Here is a 19828-nt window from a genome sequence, read left to right as displayed (position 1 = left end):
CGACATGAGTTGTCCATGTCTCGTCAACTTCGCTCCCCTAAGTTCCATCAGCGCGCGACCCCGCCGCCGACCGTGCGGCGGGCCGGTCAAGGCACCCCTTGGAGCGACTGTGGAACGTCGTACTCTCCTGCGCGCGGCCGTGCTCGGCGGCACATCGACCGTCTTCGGCGGCACCCTGTGGCGCGGCGCCGCGTACGCCGCGCCGGCCCAGCCCGGCCCCGGCCCTTACGGGACCCTGGGCTCGGCGGATGCCAACGGCATCCGGCTGCCGAGCGGCTTCACCAGCCGGGTGATCGCCCGCTCCGGCCAGACGGTGCCGGGGACGTCGTACACCTGGCACAACGCCCCCGACGGCGGCGCCTGTTACGCGGACGGCACCGGGTGGATCTATGTCTCGAACTCGGAGATCAATCCGTCCGGGGGCGCGAGCGCGGTGCGGTTCTCGTCGACGGGCGCGGTGACGTCGGCGTACCGCATCCTCTCCGGCACCCGGCAGAACTGCGCCGGCGGGCGGACGCCCTGGAACACCTGGCTGTCCTGCGAGGAGGTGGACCGGGGCTACGTCTACGAGACGGACCCGTGGGGCGCGAAGGCGGCGGTCCGCCGGGACGCGATGGGCCGGTTCAAGCACGAGGCGGCGGCCGCCGACCCCACCCGGGGTGTCGTCTACCTGACCGAGGACGTCACCGACGGCTGCTTCTACCGCTTCCGGCCCACGACCTGGGGCGACCTGTCGTCGGGCACGCTGGAGGTCCTGGTGGCCGGCACCGCCACCAGCGGGCCGGTGAGCTGGGCCCGGGTCCCGGATCCCACCGGCGCCACCGCCACCCGCAACCAGGTGTCCGGCGCCAAGCGCTTCAACGGCGGCGAGGGCTGCCACTACGCCGACGGCATCTGCTGGTTCACGACGAAGGGCGACAACCGCGTCTGGCAGTACGACGCGGCCGCGCAGACCATCGAACTCGCCTACGACGACTCGCTGGTCACCGGTGGAACGGCACCGCTCACCGGTGTCGACAACGTCACGGGCAGTTCCTCGGGGGACCTCTATGTCGCCGAGGACGGCGGCACCATGGAGATCTGCCTCATCACCCCGGACGACACGATCGCCCCCTTCCTGCGCGTCGAGGGCCAGTCAGCCTCCGAGATCACCGGCCCCGCCTTCTCCCCCGACGGCCGCCGTCTCTACTTCTCCAGCCAGCGCGGGAGCAGCGGCAGTTCGTCGGGCGGGATCACGTACGAGGTGACGGGCCCTTTCCGGTCCGCGTAAAGGGAATGCGCGGAAAATATCGAACTCATTACCAACCCAGACTTGTTCGATTTTCCGTCTGCTAGGTTCAGCGCGTGGTCATGCCCAATGAATCGGGGCCGCAGAGCCTCGGAGTCGGCACCCGTCCGCGCAAGGTTCTTCTCGCGGCATGCGGTACTCGCGGGGATGTACAACCCTTTCTCGCATTGGCCGTGGCGCTGCGTCGCCACGGCCATCGGCCGTTATTGGCGGCCCCTTCCGCATATACGTCCGAAGCGGCCGCGTACGGCGTCGATTTCGCCGCGATCGACGACGGCCCGACCCGGATTCTCGACGAGACGGCGACCCGGCGGATCATCGACGAGGGTCTCCTGGGGATGCGGGGCAAGATCGCGGCCGCGCGGACCGTCGCCCGGCTGAAGCACCTGATGATCGCCCCGCTGCGGGACGTGGCGGCCGTCGCCCACGACCACGGTGACGTGGCGGCGGTGGTGCATTCGGCGGCGTTCCCCGTCCAGCACGTCGCCGACATACTGGGCGTGCCCGCCGTCGTCGTGGCGCTCCAGCCGGGCTGGATCCCCACCGACGCGTTCCCCTGCCCGCTGATGCCTCTCCCCCGGGTGCCGCGCGTCCTGAACCGGAGCACGTACGCCGTGGTCGCGGCGGCCCAGCGGTCCCGTGCCGTGGAACGCTGGCGGACGGGCGAACTGGGGCTGGCGCCGCGCCGCCACGGTGCCCGGCGGTGGCTGCGGGACCCCGAGGGCCGGCGACGCCCGGTGCTCCAGCCGTTCAGCCGGCACATCACGCCGGTCGACCCGGCGTGGGGCGACGCCGTACGCACCACGGGGTTCTGGTACCTGCCCGCGCGCCCCGACTGGACGCCGCCCGGGGTGCTGAGCCGGTTCCTGGACGCGGGCCCGCCCCCCGTCTACATCGGCTTCGGCAGCATGACCGGCACCCGGGCCCGCCGGAACCACGCCCTGGTCACCGAGGCGGTCCGCCGCACCGGCGTACGGGCCGTCGTCGCGACCGGCTGGGGCGGCATCGGCGCGCCCGGCAGGAACTCGGCACCCCTGTCGCCGAACGTCCTGGTGATCGACGAGGCCCCGCACGACTGGCTCTTCCCGCGCACGGCCGCGATCGTCCACCACGGCGGCCGGGGGACGGTCGGAGCCGCCCTCGCCGCGGGCCGCCCCCAGATCCTCTGCCCGCACATGGGTGACCAGACCCACTGGTCCGCCCGTATGCGCGCACTGGGCGTCGCCCCCGCTCCCGTCACCGCCCGCACGCTCACCGCGCCCGGGCTCGCGGAGGCGATCACCACGGCGGTGACGGACCGCCGTATGGAAGTCAGGGCGAACGAGATCGCCCACCTGGTCCGCGCCGAGGACGGCGTCGACGCGGCGGTGAATTCCCTACTGGCGCACGTCATGTGATCCCGTCCAGCAATCCCCGTCCAGTAATCCTTTTTCCAGCAATCCCCTTCCACTAATCCCCCCTCGACTTCCCCCCACAAGTCATGAACAGAAAGCCCCCGAGTGCAGCAAATTCCCTTCTCCGACGCCACCATCGAGCCCGGGACCGTCGTCTCCTGGTCCCTCTACACAAAGCACTCGCCCGACTCCGGAGAGGATTCCCCCACCGATCCGGCCGAGTCCACAACACCCTCACCCACATCGGCCGCGAACGCATCGGCCGAGCGTGAATCCACCTCGTCCACATCCGCTTCGTTCAGATCGGCCTCGTTCAAGTCGGCCTCGTTCAACCAGGACAAGCACCACTCGTCGTCCGAGGCGACGCGGAGCACGAGCGACGGGATCGCCAGCTCCATCACGGTCACCTTCGAGATCGAGGGACGGCCGGACACCGCGGCACTCGAAGCGGCGCTCCTGCTCCTCGTACGGCGCCACGAGGTGCTCCGTAGCCGGTTCCAGCGTCTGGCCGGTGATCTCAGCTGCACCGCGCTGGCGCCCGAGGCCGTCGTCCTGGAGGCGGAGGAGGTCGGCCGCTTCCACAGCGGCGACGACCTGCACACCCACCTCGACAAGACCTTCAAGAGCATCGACACGCTCTCCTGGCCGCTGTTCCTCATGGGCGCGGTGGTCCGGGACGACAGTGCGACGGTCTACCTCTGCTTCGACCACATCGTGTGCGACGGCCTGTCCATGCCCGTCGTCGTGAACGAACTCCAGACCTCCTACGCCGCCCTCTCCGCCGGGCGCGACCCCGAACTCCCCTCCGCCGCAAGCTACTTGACCTTCGGGGACGAGCAGCGACGCCGCTACGCCGCGCTCCGCCCCGACGACGACCGCCTGAGCCACTGGAAGGACTTCATCCGGGGCGAGGGCGGCTTCTTCCCCAGGTTCCCCTTCGACCTGGGCGTCCCGGAGGGCGGCCTGTACCCGCTGGTGAACCGGGCTCTCCCCCTCCTGGACCCGCCCCGCACCGACGCCCTGGCGGCGGGCGCCCGTGCCTCGGGCGGCAGCGTCTTCACCGCCGTACTGGCCGCCGCCGCGACAGCTCAGCACCGCTTCGGTGGGCCGGGGGTCTACCGGGGCCTGCTCCCCATCAGCGAACGCACGGAGCGCGAGGACGCGAGGGTCGGCCGAGGGGCGCCGAACCCGTGGCAGCACTCCGTCGGCTGGTTCGTGAACACGATGCCGATCGAGTTCCGGGTGGGCGAGGGCGGCGCGGACCACGCCACCACCATCGCGCGGGCCCGCGCGGCGTACGACGAGTTGCAGCGGCACACCGAGATCCCCTTCGTACGGGCGTGGGAGCTGCTCGCCCCGGAGACCTTCGCGCTGCACCACTGGCCGTACCCGGTGAACTTCTTCTCCTACATCGACTTCCGCAGGACGCCCGGCGGCGCCCACCACCCGCTCTGGAAGCCGAAGTTGCACGTCTGGGCCGCCCGTGGCAACGGCATCAGCCACTGGTTCCACCGCACAGCCACCGGCCTGCACGTCAACATGCTGCACGTCGACACACCCCAGGCACACGAGATCGGCGACGCCCTCCACGACGAGCTCGTACGGGTCCTCCGGGAGATCGCGGGCGAGGGCGTTCGGGACAGCGTGCCGGTGTCCATCCCCCGCCCCTCCCGGGGGAGGCCGGCCGTGCGGAGCTGATCCGTCGACGGGGGCCGGCGGGCCGGGCGACCGCCCCGCCGCCCCACCGCCCGCCGCGGCCACATCGCCGCCGCTGCCGCGCCGCCGTTCAGCGGAACTCGTGCACGACCTCGATCTCACCCACGAGGTGCGCGTTGAACTCCTCCAGCTCCTCCGCCGGCACCCAGAGTTCGAGGATCGTCCTCCCGCCGGCCTGGCGCACCGGGTAGCGCCGCAGGAACTCCGTGTCGACCTCGAACCGGGTGACGTACCCGGCCCCGTCGTGCTTCACGTTCCAGTCGCGGGCGATCTTGACGGCGTACGCCTCGTCGAGCACCGGATAGAAGATCGGCTGCTCGGGGAGCCGGGGAGGCCAGGCCCGCCATCCCGCCTCCCGCACCAGCCCCAGCTCCACGGGGCCGGTCGGCCGCCACAGGGTCGTCGTCTCTCGCTGCCCGCCCACAGAACTCATCACTCCCCGACCACGGCGACCTCGATTCGGCCCGCCGGGCGGCGACACTACCGACACGTCGGGGGGAGAGGCACGGGAAATACGGCTCGCGCCGACCGGTGGTGAGCGCGGGCGCCCGGCTCCGGTGACCTGGGCCGGAGCGGGAACAGCGACAGGCGGCGCCTCTGCCGACGGCGCCGCCTGTCACTCCCCGGAGCTTCCACCTCCGGTGGCTCAGTCCCGCCGGATCAGTTCCGGGTCGATACGGCGGCCGACGAGCGGCAGGGCACCGAGGGCTGCGACGGCGACCGCGCCGAGCGCGCAGGCGAGCAGCAGGGGGATGCCGGCGCCGTCCCAGTAGACGGCACCGCCGCCGGTCACGAGGTAGCTGGACTCGGCGAGCTTGCCCAGCACGACGGCGAGGGCCAGACCGACGGCCAACGGCACGACGACCTGGGCGACTTGCACGGCCCGCAGCGTACGGGGCCGGGCCCCGAGCAGCGACAGAGCGGTGACCTGGGGCTTCCGCTCGACGGCACGGTCGGTGGCGGCGACGAGGTATGCGGCGACACCGATGACGAGCCCCAACACCATGCCGATACCCAACAGGCTCTTCACCACGGTGATCTGCTGCAAGGACGTGACGACGACCCCCCGCGTACCGACCTTGGTGGTCGGGTCCACGCCTCCGATGCCGTCGAGCACGGCACGGACGGTTTCGGGGGCTGAGCTGCTGATGAGGGTGAGGGTGGCGACGTCGGGACGGTGACCGGCGGGGATCGCAGACGGAGGGAGCAGGACGGAACCGCTGTCGATGACCGGGAGTTCGTGGTCGTCGGTGTACCGCAGGACATCTCGCGGCACCTTCACGTGCATCACGCGCCGATGCCCTTCGTGCCGCAGATCGAAGGGGAAGCGAGTTCCCGGCTTGCTCTGCTCGGACGCGACCTGGTTCGGGTCCCACAGCCGCATCGGGCGGCCGTCGACGCAGCCGTGGGCCCCCCTCACCAGCTGCCGCAGTTGATCACACGTGGCGAGCACGACGTTCAGGCTCGGGTCGAACTGACCGAACCCGGAACTCGGCCGCGATCGCATGACGACCGCGTGTCCCCGGACGCCCTCGACCTTCTCCCAAGCCCGCTGCCGGTCTGCCGTCGTCCCCGCGAGCGAGATGTCGTACGTCTGGGTCGGCGACGTGTTCTTGGAGACCTGGTCCAGTTCGATCAGCACGCCCTGCACCAGCGAAGCGGCGAAGACCAACATCACCAGACCGGTGGCCACCCGCAACGCGCCCCCGGGTTCCATTTCGTTGCGCCGCATGGCCAGACCGAGGGAGACCGAGTGGGTGGCGCGGGCCACCCTCTGCGAGAGGGCCCGTGAGAAGACCGGAAGCATCATCACGAGCCCGGTGCCGACCAGAACGACGGCAAGGGGCATGAGGAACGAAGAGAGTGTCGTGTCCCGGGGTGCGTTGTCCGTCAACCCGGCGACGCAGTAACCGATCACGATGCCCATGCCCGGGAGCAGTGGAAGCAGCCCCCACTTTCGGGGCGCCTTCTCCACGGCGCTCCGCCGAACGGCCAGCGGGTTCGCCGCCGCGTTGCGCGCACTGGCCCGGCCCACGTACCACGCGAGTGCCGGGCAGCCGACGCCGCAGATCAACACCGTGGACAGCGACAACGCCCCGTCGCCGGGATACCACTTGAAGCCGGGCAGGCCGATGCGCGAGACGAGCTGGTTCGTGATCGAGTAGGCGCCCAGTCCGAGCGCGGTACCGAACGCCGCGGCCGCGACGGTCTCGGCGGCGTTGACCCGCTGGGTGCCCTTCCTGCTCAGGCCCAGCAATCGCAGAGCGGCCAGTCGCCTGGCGCGCGCCGCCGCCGAGAGCCTGGCGCACACGGAGAGGAACACCGCCAGGGGGAGGAGCACGACGCCGGCGAGAGTGAAACGCACGATGTCGAGCGTCGAGGATTCCAGGGTGGGAAAGTCGGCGTAGCTCTTGCCGAAGGTCGTCACACGGTCGCCACCGTCTTCGAGTTCCTCCCGGCCGACGCCCACGTACGCGTACAGCTCGTCGGGGTGAGCCAACCCCTGGGCACTGATGGTCCCGCTGTCGTCACCCGGTAGAAGCTGGGCCAGCGCGGGTTCCCGCTGAAGCGCCTCGCGCAGCCGCGGGGATACGAACACCTCGCCGGGGGCGGGGAGTTCCCTCAGGCCCGGCGGAGGCTCGATACGCCTGGTGCCCCGAGCCACAAAGACCCGAGTGAGAGGTTCTGAGCCGTAGGGGTCCATGCGGGTGAGCTCGAACGGATCACCCTCCGTCACGACACACTTCACGCCGCTGGCTTCCCGCTTGCAGTCCGGGACACGTGCCGCCTTGCGCCCGTCCTGCGCTTCCAGGATCCCGGGAATGGCGAGGACAACAGCCAGACAGCACACACCGATCGCGCTGCCCGCGACCATGAGGAGGAAGCGCACCCGGCTCCCGTGTCCGGCCCCCAGGAGCAGCCGAAGCCCCAAGAGGAGTTCCTTCACGACACCTCCCGCACCTCGGCCGAGAGAACCCCGTCGCACATCGTGAAGCGGCTGTCCGCGCGGGAGGCGACCTCGGAGTCGTGCGTCACCAGCACCACAGCCGTCCCCTGGGACCGGGCGAGAGCGAGGAACTCATCCAGCACGGCGGTGGCATTGGAGCTGTCGAGCGATCCGGTCGGCTCGTCGGCGAATACCACCGCCGGCCGGTGCACCAGCGCCCGTGCCACCGCCACACGTTGGCTCTGCCCGCCGGACACCTGGGAGGGCCGCCGCTCCCGCAGGTCCGCGAGACCCAGGCGGCCGAGCACCTCTCCAGCTGTGGCCAGCGCCTCCTTCTTGCGCTGTCCGGCGAGCCGCAGCGGGAGGGCCGTGTTCTCCTCCACCGTCAACTCGGGGAGCAGTTCGCCGTACTGGAAGACGAACCCGAACCGCTCCCTGCGCAGTTGGCTGAGTTCCTCGTCGTCGAGTTCCGCGAGGCGTCGTCCCTCGAAGCGGACCTCACCCCGAGCCACCGGCAGTACCCCTGCCAGGCAGTACAACAGGGAAGACTTCCCCGAGCCACTCTGCCCGGTGATCGCCGCGACCTCTCCCCGGCGCAGGGAGATCTCCGCGCCCCTGACGGCGGGCGTCTCCCCGTAGAGCAGGTCGACCCCCTTGGCGGACAGTACTTCTGAAGTGTCGATCTCATACCCCTAGGAAGTGCAGGAGCCCAGGCTGTACTGCCTGGGCTGTGGGCGCGGGAAGCCTCAGTCGCGGTTGTAGTGGAAGCTCACGGTCGGCGAGCAGTTGTCCGGGCGCAGAGAACCGCGGTCACGGCACACTCGGACGTCCGCGTCGTCCGTGTAGCTCTGAGAACCACTCCAGTTGGAGTGGCGCATCTCCACCGTCCTGCCCTGCTTTCCGTAGTAGCGGGCCCAGCCATGCCCCTCGACCTTCACCTGCACGTACACGTTGTGGCCGTCGCGCGCGTTGTCGTCCCTGAGCTTCCCGGTCCACTCGAAAGATCCGTGGTTGACGCCTGGCGGGTTGAACTTGTACTCCCCCTCCAAGAACTTGACGCCCCGCGTATCGAGCGTCGGGATGCTCCCCTGTTGCTTCGACGCCGCCAGCGCGACCCCCGCCCCCGCGAGAAACAGCCCCGCAGCCACGACCCCGACCATCGCCCTCTTCATGCGTACCTCCGTGTCGACCGGCAGCTCGACCACCACCGTGAATCACGGACTGTAACGTCCCGACTTCGCACAGAAACGATCGATCCGCCCAACCGCCACCGAATCAGGTGATCTTGAAGCACACGAAGCACAACCACCCAAAACACAGAAGGCGGCACCCCCCGCACGGGGTGCCGCCTTCTTTTCGTGGACCGGAGCCGCCGCCCATCGGTGAGGGTCGGTCGGGGACGAGCGGCGGTTCCGGGGCTGGTGGGAGCCGGAGGCTACCGGTGGTCGCTGCCCGTCGACTGCGACGCCGCGCGCCCCGCCTCCAGGCGGGCCACGGGGATGCGGAACGGGGAGCAGGAGACGTAGTCGAGGCCGACCTCGTGGAAGAAGTGGACCGACTCCGGGTCACCGCCGTGCTCGCCGCAGACGCCGAGCTTGAGGTCGGGGCGGGTCGCCCGGCCCGCCTCCGCCGCCAGCTTCACCAGGGAGCCCACGCCGTCCTTGTCGATCGTCTCGAACGGGCTGACCCCGAAGATGCCCTTCTCCAGGTAGGCCGTGAAGAAGGACGCCTCGACGTCGTCGCGGCTGAAGCCCCACACCGTCTGCGTCAGGTCGTTCGTGCCGAAGGAGAAGAACTCCGCCGCCTCGGCGATCTGACCGGCCGTGAGGGCGGCGCGCGGCAGTTCGATCATCGTGCCGATCGACAGCTTCAGCGACACCCCCCTCGCCGCCTCGACCTCCGCGATCACCGCGTCGGCCTCCTCGCGGACGATCTCCAGCTCCTGCACCGTGCCGACGAGCGGAATCATGATCTCGGCGCGCGGGTCGCCCTTCGCGTTCTTGCGCTCGGCCGCCGCCTCGGCGATGGCGCGGACCTGCATGGTGAACAGGCCGGGGATGACCAGGCCGAGGCGTACGCCGCGCAGACCCAGCATCGGGTTCTGCTCGTGCAGGCGGTGCACGGCCTGGAGCAGCCGCAGCTCGTTCTCGTGGGGCTCCTGGCGGGACTCCGCGAGGGCCACGCGGACCGAGAGTTCCGTGATGTCGGGGAGGAACTCGTGCAGCGGCGGGTCGAGGAGACGGACCGTCACCGGGAGGCCGTCCATCGCCGAGAAGAGTTCGACGAAGTCCTGCTTCTGGAGCGGGAGCAGCGCCTTGAGGGACTCCTCGCGCTCCACCTGCGTGTCGGCCAGGATCAGGCGTTCCACCAGCTCACGACGGTCGCCGAGGAACATGTGCTCCGTACGGCACAGACCGATGCCCTGGGCGCCGAAGCGGCGGGCGCGCAGCGCGTCCTCGGCGTTGTCGGCGTTGGCGCGGACCCGCAGGCGGCGCTTGCGGTCGGCGAAGGCCATGATGCGGTGGACCGCCTCGACCAGTTCGTCGGCGTCCTGGGCACCCGCGTGCATCCGGCCCTCGAAGTACTCCACGACGGGGGACGGGACGACCGGGACCTCGCCCAGGTAGACCTTGCCGCTCGAACCGTCGATGGAGATGAGGTCGCCCTCTTCCACCACATGGCCGCCGGGCACCGTCATCCGCCGGCGCTTGGTGTCGACCTCCAGCTCCTCCGCGCCGCAGACACAGGTCTTGCCCATGCCGCGCGCGACGACGGCCGCGTGGGAGGTCTTGCCGCCGCGCGAGGTCAGGATGCCCTCGGCCGCGATCATGCCGTCGAGGTCGTCGGGGTTGGTCTCGCGGCGGACCAGGATGACCTTCTCGCCCGAACGCGACCACTTCACGGCCGTGTACGAGTCGAAGACCGCCTTGCCGACCGCCGCGCCCGGCGAGGCGGCGATGCCGCGGCCGACCTGGGCGACCTTCGCGTCCTCGTCGAAGCGGGGGAACATCAGCTGCGCGAGCTGGGCGCCCGTGACCCGCTGGAGGGCCTCCGCCTCGTCGATCAGGCCCTGGTCCACCAGCTGGGTCGCGATACGGAAGGCCGCGCCGGCGGTGCGCTTGCCCACCCGCGTCTGGAGCATCCACAGCTGGCCGCGCTCGATGGTGAACTCGATGTCGCAGAGATCCTTGTAGTGGTTCTCCAGGGTCTCCATGATCTGCATCAGCTGGTCGTACGACTTCTTGTCGATGGCCTCCAGCTCCGCCAGCGGGACGGTGTTGCGGATGCCCGCCACCACGTCCTCGCCCTGCGCGTTCTGCAGGTAGTCGCCGTACACGCCCTGGTGGCCGGAGGCGGGGTCGCGGGTGAAGGCGACGCCGGTGCCGGAGTCGGGGCCGAGGTTGCCGAAGACCATCGAGCAGACGTTGACCGCCGTGCCGAGGTCGCCGGGGATGCGCTCCTGGCGGCGGTAGAGCTTGGCGCGGTCGGTGTTCCAGGAGTCGAAGACCGCGTGGATGGCGAGGTCCATCTGCTCGCGGGGGTCCTGCGGGAAGTCCCGGCCGGCCTCGGTCTTGACGATCTTCTTGAACTTGGTGACGAGCTTCTTGAGGTCGGCCGCCTCCAGCTCCGTGTCGACCGTGACCTTCTTGGCCGCCTTCGCCGCCTCCAGCGCCTCCTCGAAGAGGTCGCCGTCGACGCCGAGCACCGTCTTGCCGAACATCTGGATGAGGCGGCGGTAGGAGTCCCACGCGAAGCGGTCGTCGCCGGCCTGCTTGGCCAGGCCCTGGACCGACTTGTCCGACAGCCCGATGTTGAGGACCGTGTCCATCATGCCGGGCATCGAGAACTTGGCGCCGGAGCGGACCGAGACGAGCAGCGGGTCGTCGGCCTGGCCGAGCTTCTTGCCCATCCGCTCCTCGAGGGCCGCGAGGTGGGCGGTGACCTCGTCACGGAGTGCCGCGGGCTCGTCGCCGCTGTCGAGGTAGACCTTGCACGCCTCGGTGGTGATGGTGAAGCCGGGAGGCACGGGGAGACCGAGGTTGGTCATCTCGGCGAGGTTGGCGCCCTTGCCGCCGAGGAGGTCCTTGAGGTCCTTGTTGCCTTCGGTGAAGTCATAAACAAACTTCACGCCCTCAACGCTCTGAGCTACGTGGTGGCCTACGTGGGGATCTTTGTTTTCCGACACAGGTCCCAACTCCTTGAGGACGCGGTGGCTGCCCTGACGGCGAGGAACATACCCAGATCGAAGGCACCTGGGTACGTCCACTTGCGCGTCATGCGCCTGTAACCACCCGTCCGCCAGGAGATCGAAAGTCAAGGCTTGGCAAGGAGCAGAGCGGATATGCGTTTACTTCTTGAAGGCGACCATCCCCACCCGGTCGCCATTTCGCTCACCTGAGCGGCATTCGGCACGCCTGAGTTCGCTCGATGAACGATCAAAGGGTGGCACCCAGTGCCACCCTTTGAAGTCGCAGAGCCGCCCACGATTCGCTCATCTGAGCGCAACCGCTATCAGAGGTGGCGAGAATCACGCCGTTCGAAGGGGCCCGATTTCACCATGCGGACCGCTCCACGGGACGGAAACACCCCCGTCACACCCCCAGCGCGACCAGCCGCTGCTCGGCCCGCTCCGGCGCGTACAGATGCTCGACGACCAGTGCACCCGCTCCCACCAGCCCCGCCCGCTCCCCCAGCTTCGAGGTCACCACGTCCAGATGGGCCGTGGAGCGAGGCAGGGCGCGCTGGTAGAGCAGTTCGCGGACGCCCGTGAGGAAGGGGGTTCCGGCCAAATCGCCGGCGATCATCAGAACGCCCGGGTTCAGCAGGGTCACGACCGTCGCCAGGACGTCGCCGACGACCCGGCCCGCCTCCCGCGCGAGCGCCGTCGCCCCCGGGTGGCCGGCGACCAGCAGATCCCGCACATCCGAGCCGGAGGCCGCCGGAACCCCGGCCTCCGCCAGCCGCCGGGCCACGGCGCCGCCGCTCGCGACCGCCGCCAGACAGCCGTACGAGCCGCACTTGCACAGCGCCTCCGCGCCCTGCGGCACCCGGATGTGGCCGATGTCGCCGGCGCCGCCGTCGGTCCCCCGGTATATCGAGCCGCCGACCACGACCCCGGCGCCGATGCCCGTGGAGACCTTGACCAGCGCGAACGCCGAGCAGTCGGCGTATCCCGCGCGCTGTTCGCCGTACGCCATGAGGTTGGCGTCGTTGTCGACCAGGACCGGTGTCCCGGCCGGCCCGGACGCGTGGTCGGTGAAGGCGCGGGCCAGGCGGCCTCTTATGTCGTAGCCGTCCCAGCCGGGCATGATCGGCGGCTGGACGACGCGGCCTGTGTCGGAGTCGACCGGGCCGGGGACCGCGAGGCCGATGCCGCAGACCGCGCCGGCCGGGCGGCCCGCCTTCTCCAGCAACTCGGCGAACCAGCGCCCGAGTTCGTCCAGTACGGCGTCGGGGCCCTCCTCGATGACCAGGATGCCGGTGTGCTCGGCCTGGATCTCGCCGGTGAGGGAGAGGACGGCGGCGCGGGCGTGGCGGGTGTCGAGGTCGGCGGCGAGGACGACCGCGTGCTCGTCGTCGAACTCCAGGGTGATGGAGGGGCGTCCGCCCAGCGGCGAGTCGACGGGGCCACCGGCGCCCTCGCGGAGCCAGCCCGCGCGGAAGAGCCGGTCCAGGCGCTGGCCGACGGTCGCCCGGGAGAGGCCCGTGGCCTGCTGGAGCGCGCCGCGGGTGGTGGCCCGCCCGCTGCGGACCAGCTCCAGCAGATCTCCTGCACCGGCGTGACTGCCCACCTTCACGGCCCTTCCGCTCATGTCGTCTCGGTGCCGCCATTGTCGCGGCCCCCGGGGAATCCGTTCCCGCTCACCCTCTTGCGTTCACCAACTCTGCATTACATATTGAGTTTTGCGTGTTAAGTAGACGTAACCCTACGGTAGCTACCGCCGAACCGGTCGGCACCTTCTCCTCAGGGAGCCCCGCGTGGACCGCACAACCCAGCTCACCGCCCGTCGGCCAGGCACGAGAGCCCGAGCCGGGGACGACGTATACGATCCGGCCGGTTCGCCGCACCGCGCGGCGGCCGAGGTGCTGGCGGCCAACTGGACGGGCCGGTCCACCGTGCCGTCGCGCACGCTGTATCCCCACCAGTGGTCGTGGGACTCGGCGTTCGTCGCGATCGGCCTGCGGCACCTGTCGCCGCTGCGGGCGCAGACCGAGCTGGAGACGCTGCTCGCCGCGCAGTGGGGGGACGGGCGGATCCCGCACATCGTCTTCAACCCCTCGGTGCCGCTGGACGCGTACTTCCCGAGCCCCGACTTCTGGCGCTCCTCGACCGCGGGACGCGCCGCCGGCGCCCCGCGCACCACCGAGACCTCGGGCATCGTGCAGCCGCCGGTGCACGCGCTGGCGGCGTGGCTGGTGCACCGGGCCGACCCGGAGCTGTCCCGGGCGCGCGGCTTCCTGGCCCGGGTCTATCCGGGTCTTGCCGCCTGGCACCGCTATCTGCTGGACCGCCGCGACCTGGGCGGGGGCGGACTGGCCTCGGTCGTCCACCCCTGGGAGCAGGGCATGGACAACAGCCCCGCCTGGGACGCGCCCCTCGCCCGGATCACCCCGGCCCCGGCGCGCTCCTTCCGGCGGGCCGACCTCGACCACGGGGCGGCCGAGGACCGGCCGACGGATCTGGACTACGGGCGGTACGTGCGGCTGGCGGCGGACTACCGGGACGCGGGATATCGCGATGCCGGACACCGGGACGCCGGACACCGGGACCGGGCGGGTGACCGGTCGGCCCGGGGACGCGGGCCCGGGGAGGCGGAGTTCGCCGTCGAGGATCCGGCGTTCAACGCGCTGCTGATCGCCTCCGAGCACGCCCTCGCCCATGTCGCGAAGGAGTTGGGCGCGCCGGGGACGGCCCGGCACGAGCGCGCCGAACGGCTGACGGCGGCCCTGGTGGAACGGCTGTGGGACCCGGCGGAGGGCATGTTCCTCTGCCGGGACGTCACCACCGGCACCCTCCTCCCCGAGCGCGGTGTCTCCGGCCTGATCCCCCTGCTGCTCCCGGGGCTGCCCCGCGACATCGCCGCCGCCCTCGTCCGCACCGTGCACGGCCCGCGCTTCGGGCTCGGCGACACGACGGTGCTCGTACCGTCGTACGACCTGACCGGCGAGGCCTTCGATCCGCACCGCTACTGGCGCGGCCCCGCCTGGTTCAACACCAACTGGATGCTGGAGCGCGGGCTCCGGCTGCACGGGGAGCGGCGGCGGGCCGACGTGCTACGGACAGCGCTGCTGGAGACGGCGGTGGCGTCCGGGTTCGCCGAGTACGTGGACCCGTTCACCGGAGCGGCGTGCGGGGCGGCCGGCTTCGGCTGGACGGCCGCGCTCACCCTCGACCTGCTGCACCAGGACGACCACGGTCACCCGCGCGCCCGGGAGCGGCACCACGCCCGGGAGCGCCACCACGCACGGCAGCACGACACCAACGACACCAACGAGGCCAAGTTCGGCATGAGTGACCAGGGAGGGGACCGGGGATGACGGACCGGCATCACCTGCTCGTGCGCGGCGGGACGTTCGCCGCCGTGGGCGACGGCGGCGACATCAGCGGCGTACGGGGCGGCAGTTCGCCGGACGGTCTGTTCGTCCGGGACGCCCGGCATCTGAGCCGGTGGCAGTTGACCGTCGACGGCGCGGTCCCCGAGACGCTCACACCGGTCACGGACGGCGACGTCGCCCGCTGTGTGCTCGTGCCCCGGGGTGGCCGCCGGGAGCCGCCCGCGTACACGCTCTTCCGTGAACAGGCCGTCTCCGACAGCGCGTTCGTGGAGACCCTGCGCGTCACCAGCAACCGGCCGGTGCCGACGACGGTCCGGATCGCGATCACCGTCGACGCCGACTTCACCGACCAGTTCGAGCTGCGCTCCGACTTCCGCACGTACGCCAAGAGCGGCGTCATCAGGAAGCGCGAAGTCCTCGACGACGGGGTGGAGTTCAGCTACCGGCGCGGCGAGTGGCGATCCTGTACGACGGTGACGGCCGAGCCCGCGCCGGACGGCGTGGAGGAGACCGGGACGGGCGCACGGCGGCTCGTCTGGGCCCTGGACGTGGCGCCGCACGGCTCGGCGGAGCTGACCTGCCGGGTGATGGCGCGCACGCACGGCGACCGCCGGGCCCTGCGGGTGCCGCGTTCCCCGGCCGCCGTGCACGAACAACTGCGGTCGGCGGAGGACGAGTTCGTGGAGGGCGTGGCCTTCCCCACCGGCTGGCCGGAGCTGGCCGCCGCGTGCGCGCGCGGCCTCGCCGATCTCGCCGCGCTCCAGGTCCCGGCGACCGGCCCGGACGGCGAGACCCTGCGGGTGCCCGCCGCCGGGGCGCCCTGGTTCCTCACCCTCCTCGGCCGGGACGCCCTGCTGACCTCGCTCTTCGCGCTCCCCTACCGGCCGGAGCCGGCCGCCGCCACGCTGCTCGCGCTCGCCGCCGCCCAGGCGACCGAGGTCGGGGTCGACTCGGTGGCCCAGCCCGGCAAGATCGTGCACGAGATGCGCCATGGAGAGCTGGCGCACTTCGGGCAGGTCCCGTACGGCCGTTACTACGGCTCGGTGGACGCGACGCCGCTCTTCCTCGTCCTGCTCGGCACGTACGTCGAGCAGACCGGGGACGTCACCCTGGCCCGCCGTCTGGAACCCCACGCGCGGGCGGCGATCGGCTGGATGCTCGACCACGGCGGCCTCACGTCCCGCGGCTACCTCGTCTACCGCGCCGACCAGGGCGGCCTCGCCAACCAGAACTGGAAGGACTCCCCCGGCGCGATCTGCTCCGCCGACGGCAGCCGGCCCGCCGCCGGGCCGGTGATGGCGGCGGGCGCGCAGGGCTACGCGTACGACGCGCTGCGCCGCACCGCCGTGCTGGCCCGCACGGTGTGGGAGGACGAGGTGTACGCGGCGCTCCTGGAGCAGGCGGCGGGTGATCTCCGCGACCGGTTCCAGCGGGACTTCTGGATGCCCGGACACGGTTTCCCCGCGCTGGCGCTGGACGCGGAGGGCGGGCAGGTCGACGCGCTCGCCTCGGACGCGGGGCATCTGCTGTGGTCGGGGCTGCTGGACAAGGAGTACGGGAAGGTGGTGGGGCGGCGGTTGCTGGAGCCGGACTTCTTCTCCGGGTGGGGCGTGCGGACGCTGGCCGCCGGGCAGCCGGCGTACCACCCGCTGTCGTACCACCGGGGGTCGGTGTGGCCGCACGACAACGCGCTGATCACGCTGGGGCTGGCGCGGTACGGGCTGCACGACGAGGCGCGGGCGGTGGCCTCCGGCATGGTGGACGCGGCGACGGCGGCCGGGCATCGGCTGCCGGAGGTGTTGGCCGGGTACGGGAGGGACACGCATCCGGCGCCGGTGCCGTATCCGCACGCGTGCGTGCGGGAGTCGCGGTCCGCGGCGGCGCCGTTGGCTTTGTTGACGGCGGTCGGGGGCGCGTAGGACGCCGTCGGTGGGGTGGGGCGCCTAGGGGTCGTGGGGGTGGGGGTTCGTCGGCGGGTGCGGGTGGGTGGGGCTTCTCGCGCAGTTCCCCGCGCCCCTGAAAGGCAGGGGCTGCGCCCCTTGCCTTTCGGGCCGGAAGCCCGGCGCCCGGACCTCGATGCCGACTCCGGCCCCCGGCGCCCGCACCCCAACCTGAACCCCGACTCCGAACCCCCAACCCCCCGAACCCGAACCCGAACCCCCGCACCCGAACCCCGACTCCGAACCCCCAACCCCCCGAACCCGAACCCGGCCGCCCGACACCCCGCAGCCCCAACGCCCCCCGCCCCCTCACCTGAACCCCGACTCCGAACCCCGCGCCCGAGCCCCCAACCCCCGCACCCGGGCCCGCAACCCTCGCACCCGAACCCGGCCGCCCCGGCGCCCCGCGGCCCCGACGCCCCAACACCCTGCCGTCCCCCCGCCCCGCGGCCCCAACGCCTCGCGGCCCCGACGCCCCCGACGCCCCCGACGCCCCGACGCCCCACCGCAGCCTTCCCCATCCCCCTTACGCGGCCCGGACGGTCTTCAGTAGGCGTTCCGCTGTCCGCCTCGCTTCCGCTTCCGTCCAGGCCCATTCCGTTGTCGGGGGGCGGTGGGTCGTCCAGGTGTCCCAGTGGCTGCGGGACTTGCCGTAGCGGTCGGCCAGCAGGACGTGGGGCAGGTCGAGGAGGAGGGCGAGGACGTGGCCGTGGAGGCGGTCGGTGACGGCGACCCGGCCTGCGGTCAACAGGCGGCAGCCCCGCGCCAGTTGGAGGCGGGCGAGGCCGTCGTAGGCGGCGAGGAGCGCGGGCGCGGCGCCGGGCGGGTCGCCCGAACCGGCGCGGCACAGGGCGCGGGCCCGGCTCCGCCACAGCGCCTCCTTGGCCCGCCGCCAGCCGGTGTCGTCGCCCTCCCGGGTCCAGTCGAAGACGTACGGGCCGCCGCGCTCCTTGCGTGCCGCGCCCCGCCCGGCCGGTGGGCCCTTCGCTGATTCCTTGTCCTCCCTGGCCAGCCAGACCACGTCATGGGCGGCCGTGCCGCCGGTGAGGGCGTCCGGCGGCACGGCGAAGGCCAGGTCGGGGGCGAGCAGCGAGCGGGCCTCGAAGACCGTGCGGCAGCGGTGCAGGCTGTGCCGGTCGCGCAGCAGCAGCGTCAGGTCGGGGTGGGCGTCGAAGACGCGGCGGGCCCGGGTGAGGTTGGCGTAGTCCGTGAAGTGCACGGACTGGGGCAGCTGGACGATCCGGCGGTCCGGGAAGTCGCGCAGGACCTGTTCGCGCAGGAGTTGGCTGTCCTCCCACAGGTCACCGAGGGTGCCGCCGCCCGTCAGCATGATCGGACCGTCCGGGAGACAGGCCGCCAACTGCCCGGCGTCGTACGACATCAGGTCGCAGGCGTAGCGCACCTCGGCCCCGAGCGCGCCGAGCAGGGCGCGCTGGCCGAGCCAGATCGCGCTGTCGCCGACGTCGGAGTTGAGCGGGGCGCCGATGAGCGCGCACCGGGTGCCGGCCGGGACCAGCCGGTCCAGGACGGTCAGGACGTATGCGACGTGGTGGGCGCAGTGGGGGACGTGGGACGGGGGCGACGCGTAGGGGGCGGAGGGCCGGGACGGTTCCCGCAGCCGGGCCGCCGGCCGGGGCGTCGGTCTGCGTGAGGGCCGCTTCGGCGGTGTCCTGGCCGGCTTCTTCGGGGTCTCGTTCGCTCCGCACACCAAAAGGCGCTACCCGGACATTTCCGTACTCATTCCGAGATGACGGAAACCGGCCGCACATCGACCGGAACACCGGCAGAACGGGCAGTCCCGATCAACTACCCCCCGGACGTGTCCAGTTCGGCTTCCTCGCCGACGCCCGCGCAGTCGTACGGGTCCTTGAGCCAGCCGTCCGGCAGGACGACGCGGTTGTTGCCGGAGGTGCGGCCGCGCGGGCCGTCGGCGCCGGCGGGCCAGGGCTGGTCGAGGTCCAACTCGTCGAGTCCGGAGCGGAGTTCGGCGAGGGAGGAGGTGATGGCGAGGCGTTTGCGCATCTCGGAGCCGACCGCGAAGCCCTTGAGGTACCAGGCGACGTGCTTGCGGAAGTCGACGACCCCCTTGGACTCGTCACCGATCCACTCGCCGAGGAGCGTGGCGTGCCGGACCATGATGTCGGCGACCTCACGGAGCGCGGGCCGCGCGATGTCCTGCGTCCGCCCCTCGAAGGCCGCCACCAGGTCCGCGAACAGCCACGGGCGGCCGAGGCAGCCGCGCCCCACGACCACGCCGTCGCAGCCGGTCTCGCGGACCATGCGCAGCGCGTCCTCCGCCGACCAGATGTCGCCGTTGCCGAGGACGGGGATCTCGGGGACGTGCTCCTTGAGGCGGGCGATGGCGTCCCAGTCGGCGGTGCCGCCGTAGTGCTGGGCGGCGGTGCGGCCGTGCAGGGCGATCGCGGTGACGCCCTCCTCGACGGCGATCCGGCCGGCGTCGAGGTAGGTGATGTGGTCGTCGTCGATGCCCTTGCGCATCTTCATGGTGACCGGGAGGTCACCGGCGCCGCTCACCGCCTCGCGGAGGATCGCGCGGAGGAGGTTGCGCTTGTAGGGGAGGGCGGAGCCGCCGCCCTTGCGGGTCACCTTGGGGACCGGGCAGCCGAAGTTGAGGTCGATGTGGTCGGCGAGGCCCTCCTCCGCGATCATGCGGACGGCCTTGCCGACGGTGGCCGGGTCCACGCCGTAGAGCTGGATCGAGCGCGGCTTCTCGGTCGCGTCGAAGTGGATCAGCTGCATGGTCTTCTCGTTGCGCTCGACCAGCGCCCGCGTGGTGATCATCTCGCTGACGAACAGCCCCTTGCCGCCGCTGAACTCCCGGCACAGGGTGCGGAAGGGCGCGTTCGTGATGCCGGCCATCGGGGCCAGGACGACGGGCGGGGCGACGGTGTGCGGGCCGATCCGGAGCGGCGGGGCGGGCGCGTTCGAGGGCGTGGACATCTCCCCATTGTCACGCACACGGACG

Annotated in this window: 13 protein-coding genes; 5 read left to right on the top strand and 8 right to left on the bottom strand. The window is 71.6% G+C overall.

The annotated features are described in order from the left end of the window. Positions 1–109: 109 nt before the first annotated feature. The 3 genes from HW837_RS24880 to HW837_RS24870 all read left to right on the top strand — a co-directional run bounded on the left by HW837_RS24880 (position 110) and on the right by HW837_RS24870 (position 4380). A complete protein-coding gene (locus HW837_RS24880; RefSeq protein ID WP_045557437.1) occupies positions 110–1270 on the top strand; it encodes an alkaline phosphatase PhoX in 1161 nt (386 codons plus the stop codon). 80 nt (positions 1271–1350) lie between these two features. Further along, positions 1351–2685, top strand: a complete 1335-nt coding sequence (locus HW837_RS24875; protein WP_193380106.1) for a glycosyltransferase — start codon at positions 1351–1353, stop codon at positions 2683–2685. Positions 2686–2787: 102 nt separating this feature from the next. Further along, on the top strand, positions 2788–4380 hold the full coding sequence (locus HW837_RS24870; RefSeq protein WP_193380070.1) for a condensation domain-containing protein: 1593 nt from the start codon (positions 2788–2790) through the stop codon (positions 4378–4380). A gap of 88 nt (positions 4381–4468) precedes the next feature. Here the strand turns inward: HW837_RS24870 and HW837_RS24865 are convergent, their stop codons facing one another. From HW837_RS24865 to HW837_RS24840, 6 genes are all read right to left on the bottom strand, one after another. Then, complete coding sequence (locus HW837_RS24865) at positions 4469–4831, bottom strand: hypothetical protein (protein WP_045557440.1); 363 nt, start codon at positions 4829–4831, stop codon at positions 4469–4471. A 213-nt stretch (positions 4832–5044) separates the two neighbouring features. Next, positions 5045–7345, bottom strand: coding sequence for an FtsX-like permease family protein (locus HW837_RS24860; RefSeq protein ID WP_093789175.1), 2301 nt, complete (start codon positions 7343–7345; stop codon positions 5045–5047). Next, positions 7342–7989, bottom strand: coding sequence for an ABC transporter ATP-binding protein (locus HW837_RS24855; RefSeq protein ID WP_237270369.1), 648 nt, complete (start codon positions 7987–7989; stop codon positions 7342–7344). Before HW837_RS24855 ends, HW837_RS24860 begins: the two co-directional genes overlap by 4 nt. Before the next feature lie 102 nt (positions 7990–8091). Beyond that, on the bottom strand, positions 8092–8553 hold the full coding sequence (locus tag HW837_RS24850) for a hypothetical protein (RefSeq protein WP_256254880.1): 462 nt from the start codon (positions 8551–8553) through the stop codon (positions 8092–8094). Positions 8554–8780: 227 nt separating this feature from the next. Then, the gene (ppdK, locus tag HW837_RS24845; protein ID WP_045557443.1) at positions 8781–11531 is read right to left on the bottom strand and encodes a pyruvate, phosphate dikinase; all 2751 of its coding nucleotides are present in this window, start codon (positions 11529–11531) and stop codon (positions 8781–8783) included. 406 nt (positions 11532–11937) lie between these two features. Next, complete coding sequence (locus HW837_RS24840) at positions 11938–13158, bottom strand: ROK family protein (RefSeq protein WP_177261764.1); 1221 nt, start codon at positions 13156–13158, stop codon at positions 11938–11940. A gap of 166 nt (positions 13159–13324) precedes the next feature. Between HW837_RS24840 and HW837_RS24835 the strand changes: the two genes are divergently transcribed. Together HW837_RS24835 and HW837_RS24830 are read left to right on the top strand one after the other, a co-directional pair. Further along, positions 13325–14884: an MGH1-like glycoside hydrolase domain-containing protein gene (locus HW837_RS24835; RefSeq protein ID WP_193380071.1), complete on the top strand. Its 1560-nt coding sequence runs from the start codon at positions 13325–13327 to the stop codon at positions 14882–14884. Continuing rightward, a complete protein-coding gene (locus tag HW837_RS24830; protein WP_193380072.1) occupies positions 14881–16821 on the top strand; it encodes an amylo-alpha-1,6-glucosidase in 1941 nt (646 codons plus the stop codon). The genes HW837_RS24835 and HW837_RS24830 overlap by 4 nt, the downstream gene beginning before the upstream one ends. A 547-nt stretch (positions 16822–17368) precedes the next feature. Here the strand turns inward: HW837_RS24830 and HW837_RS24825 are convergent. Next, on the bottom strand, positions 17369–18550 hold the full coding sequence (locus HW837_RS24825) for a polysaccharide pyruvyl transferase family protein (protein ID WP_193380073.1): 1182 nt from the start codon (positions 18548–18550) through the stop codon (positions 17369–17371). Between the two features lie 98 nt (positions 18551–18648). Beyond that, positions 18649–19803: a tRNA dihydrouridine synthase DusB gene (gene dusB / locus HW837_RS24820; RefSeq protein ID WP_045557744.1), complete on the bottom strand. Its 1155-nt coding sequence runs from the start codon at positions 19801–19803 to the stop codon at positions 18649–18651. Positions 19804–19828 lie beyond the last annotated feature (25 nt).

This window comes from Streptomyces caniscabiei, assembly GCF_014930365.1.
Taxonomy (GTDB): domain Bacteria; phylum Actinomycetota; class Actinomycetes; order Streptomycetales; family Streptomycetaceae; genus Streptomyces; species Streptomyces caniscabiei.
Note: the sequence above shows the minus strand (reverse complement) of the source record. Positions and strands in the feature narration are given on the sequence as shown.

Excerpts from the sequence above, each read along its gene's own strand:
- HW837_RS24865 (WP_045557440.1), bottom strand. The coding sequence starts at position 4,831 with ATGAGTTCTGTGGGCGGGCAGCGAGAGACGACGACCCTGTGGCGGCCG.
- HW837_RS24875 (WP_193380106.1), top strand. The coding sequence starts at position 1,351 with ATGCCCAATGAATCGGGGCCGCAGAGCCTCGGAGTCGGCACCCGTCCG.
- HW837_RS24840 (WP_177261764.1), bottom strand. The coding sequence starts at position 13,158 with ATGAGCGGAAGGGCCGTGAAGGTGGGCAGTCACGCCGGTGCAGGAGAT.
- HW837_RS24830 (WP_193380072.1), top strand. The coding sequence starts at position 14,881 with ATGACGGACCGGCATCACCTGCTCGTGCGCGGCGGGACGTTCGCCGCC.
- dusB (WP_045557744.1), bottom strand. The coding sequence starts at position 19,803 with ATGTCCACGCCCTCGAACGCGCCCGCCCCGCCGCTCCGGATCGGCCCG.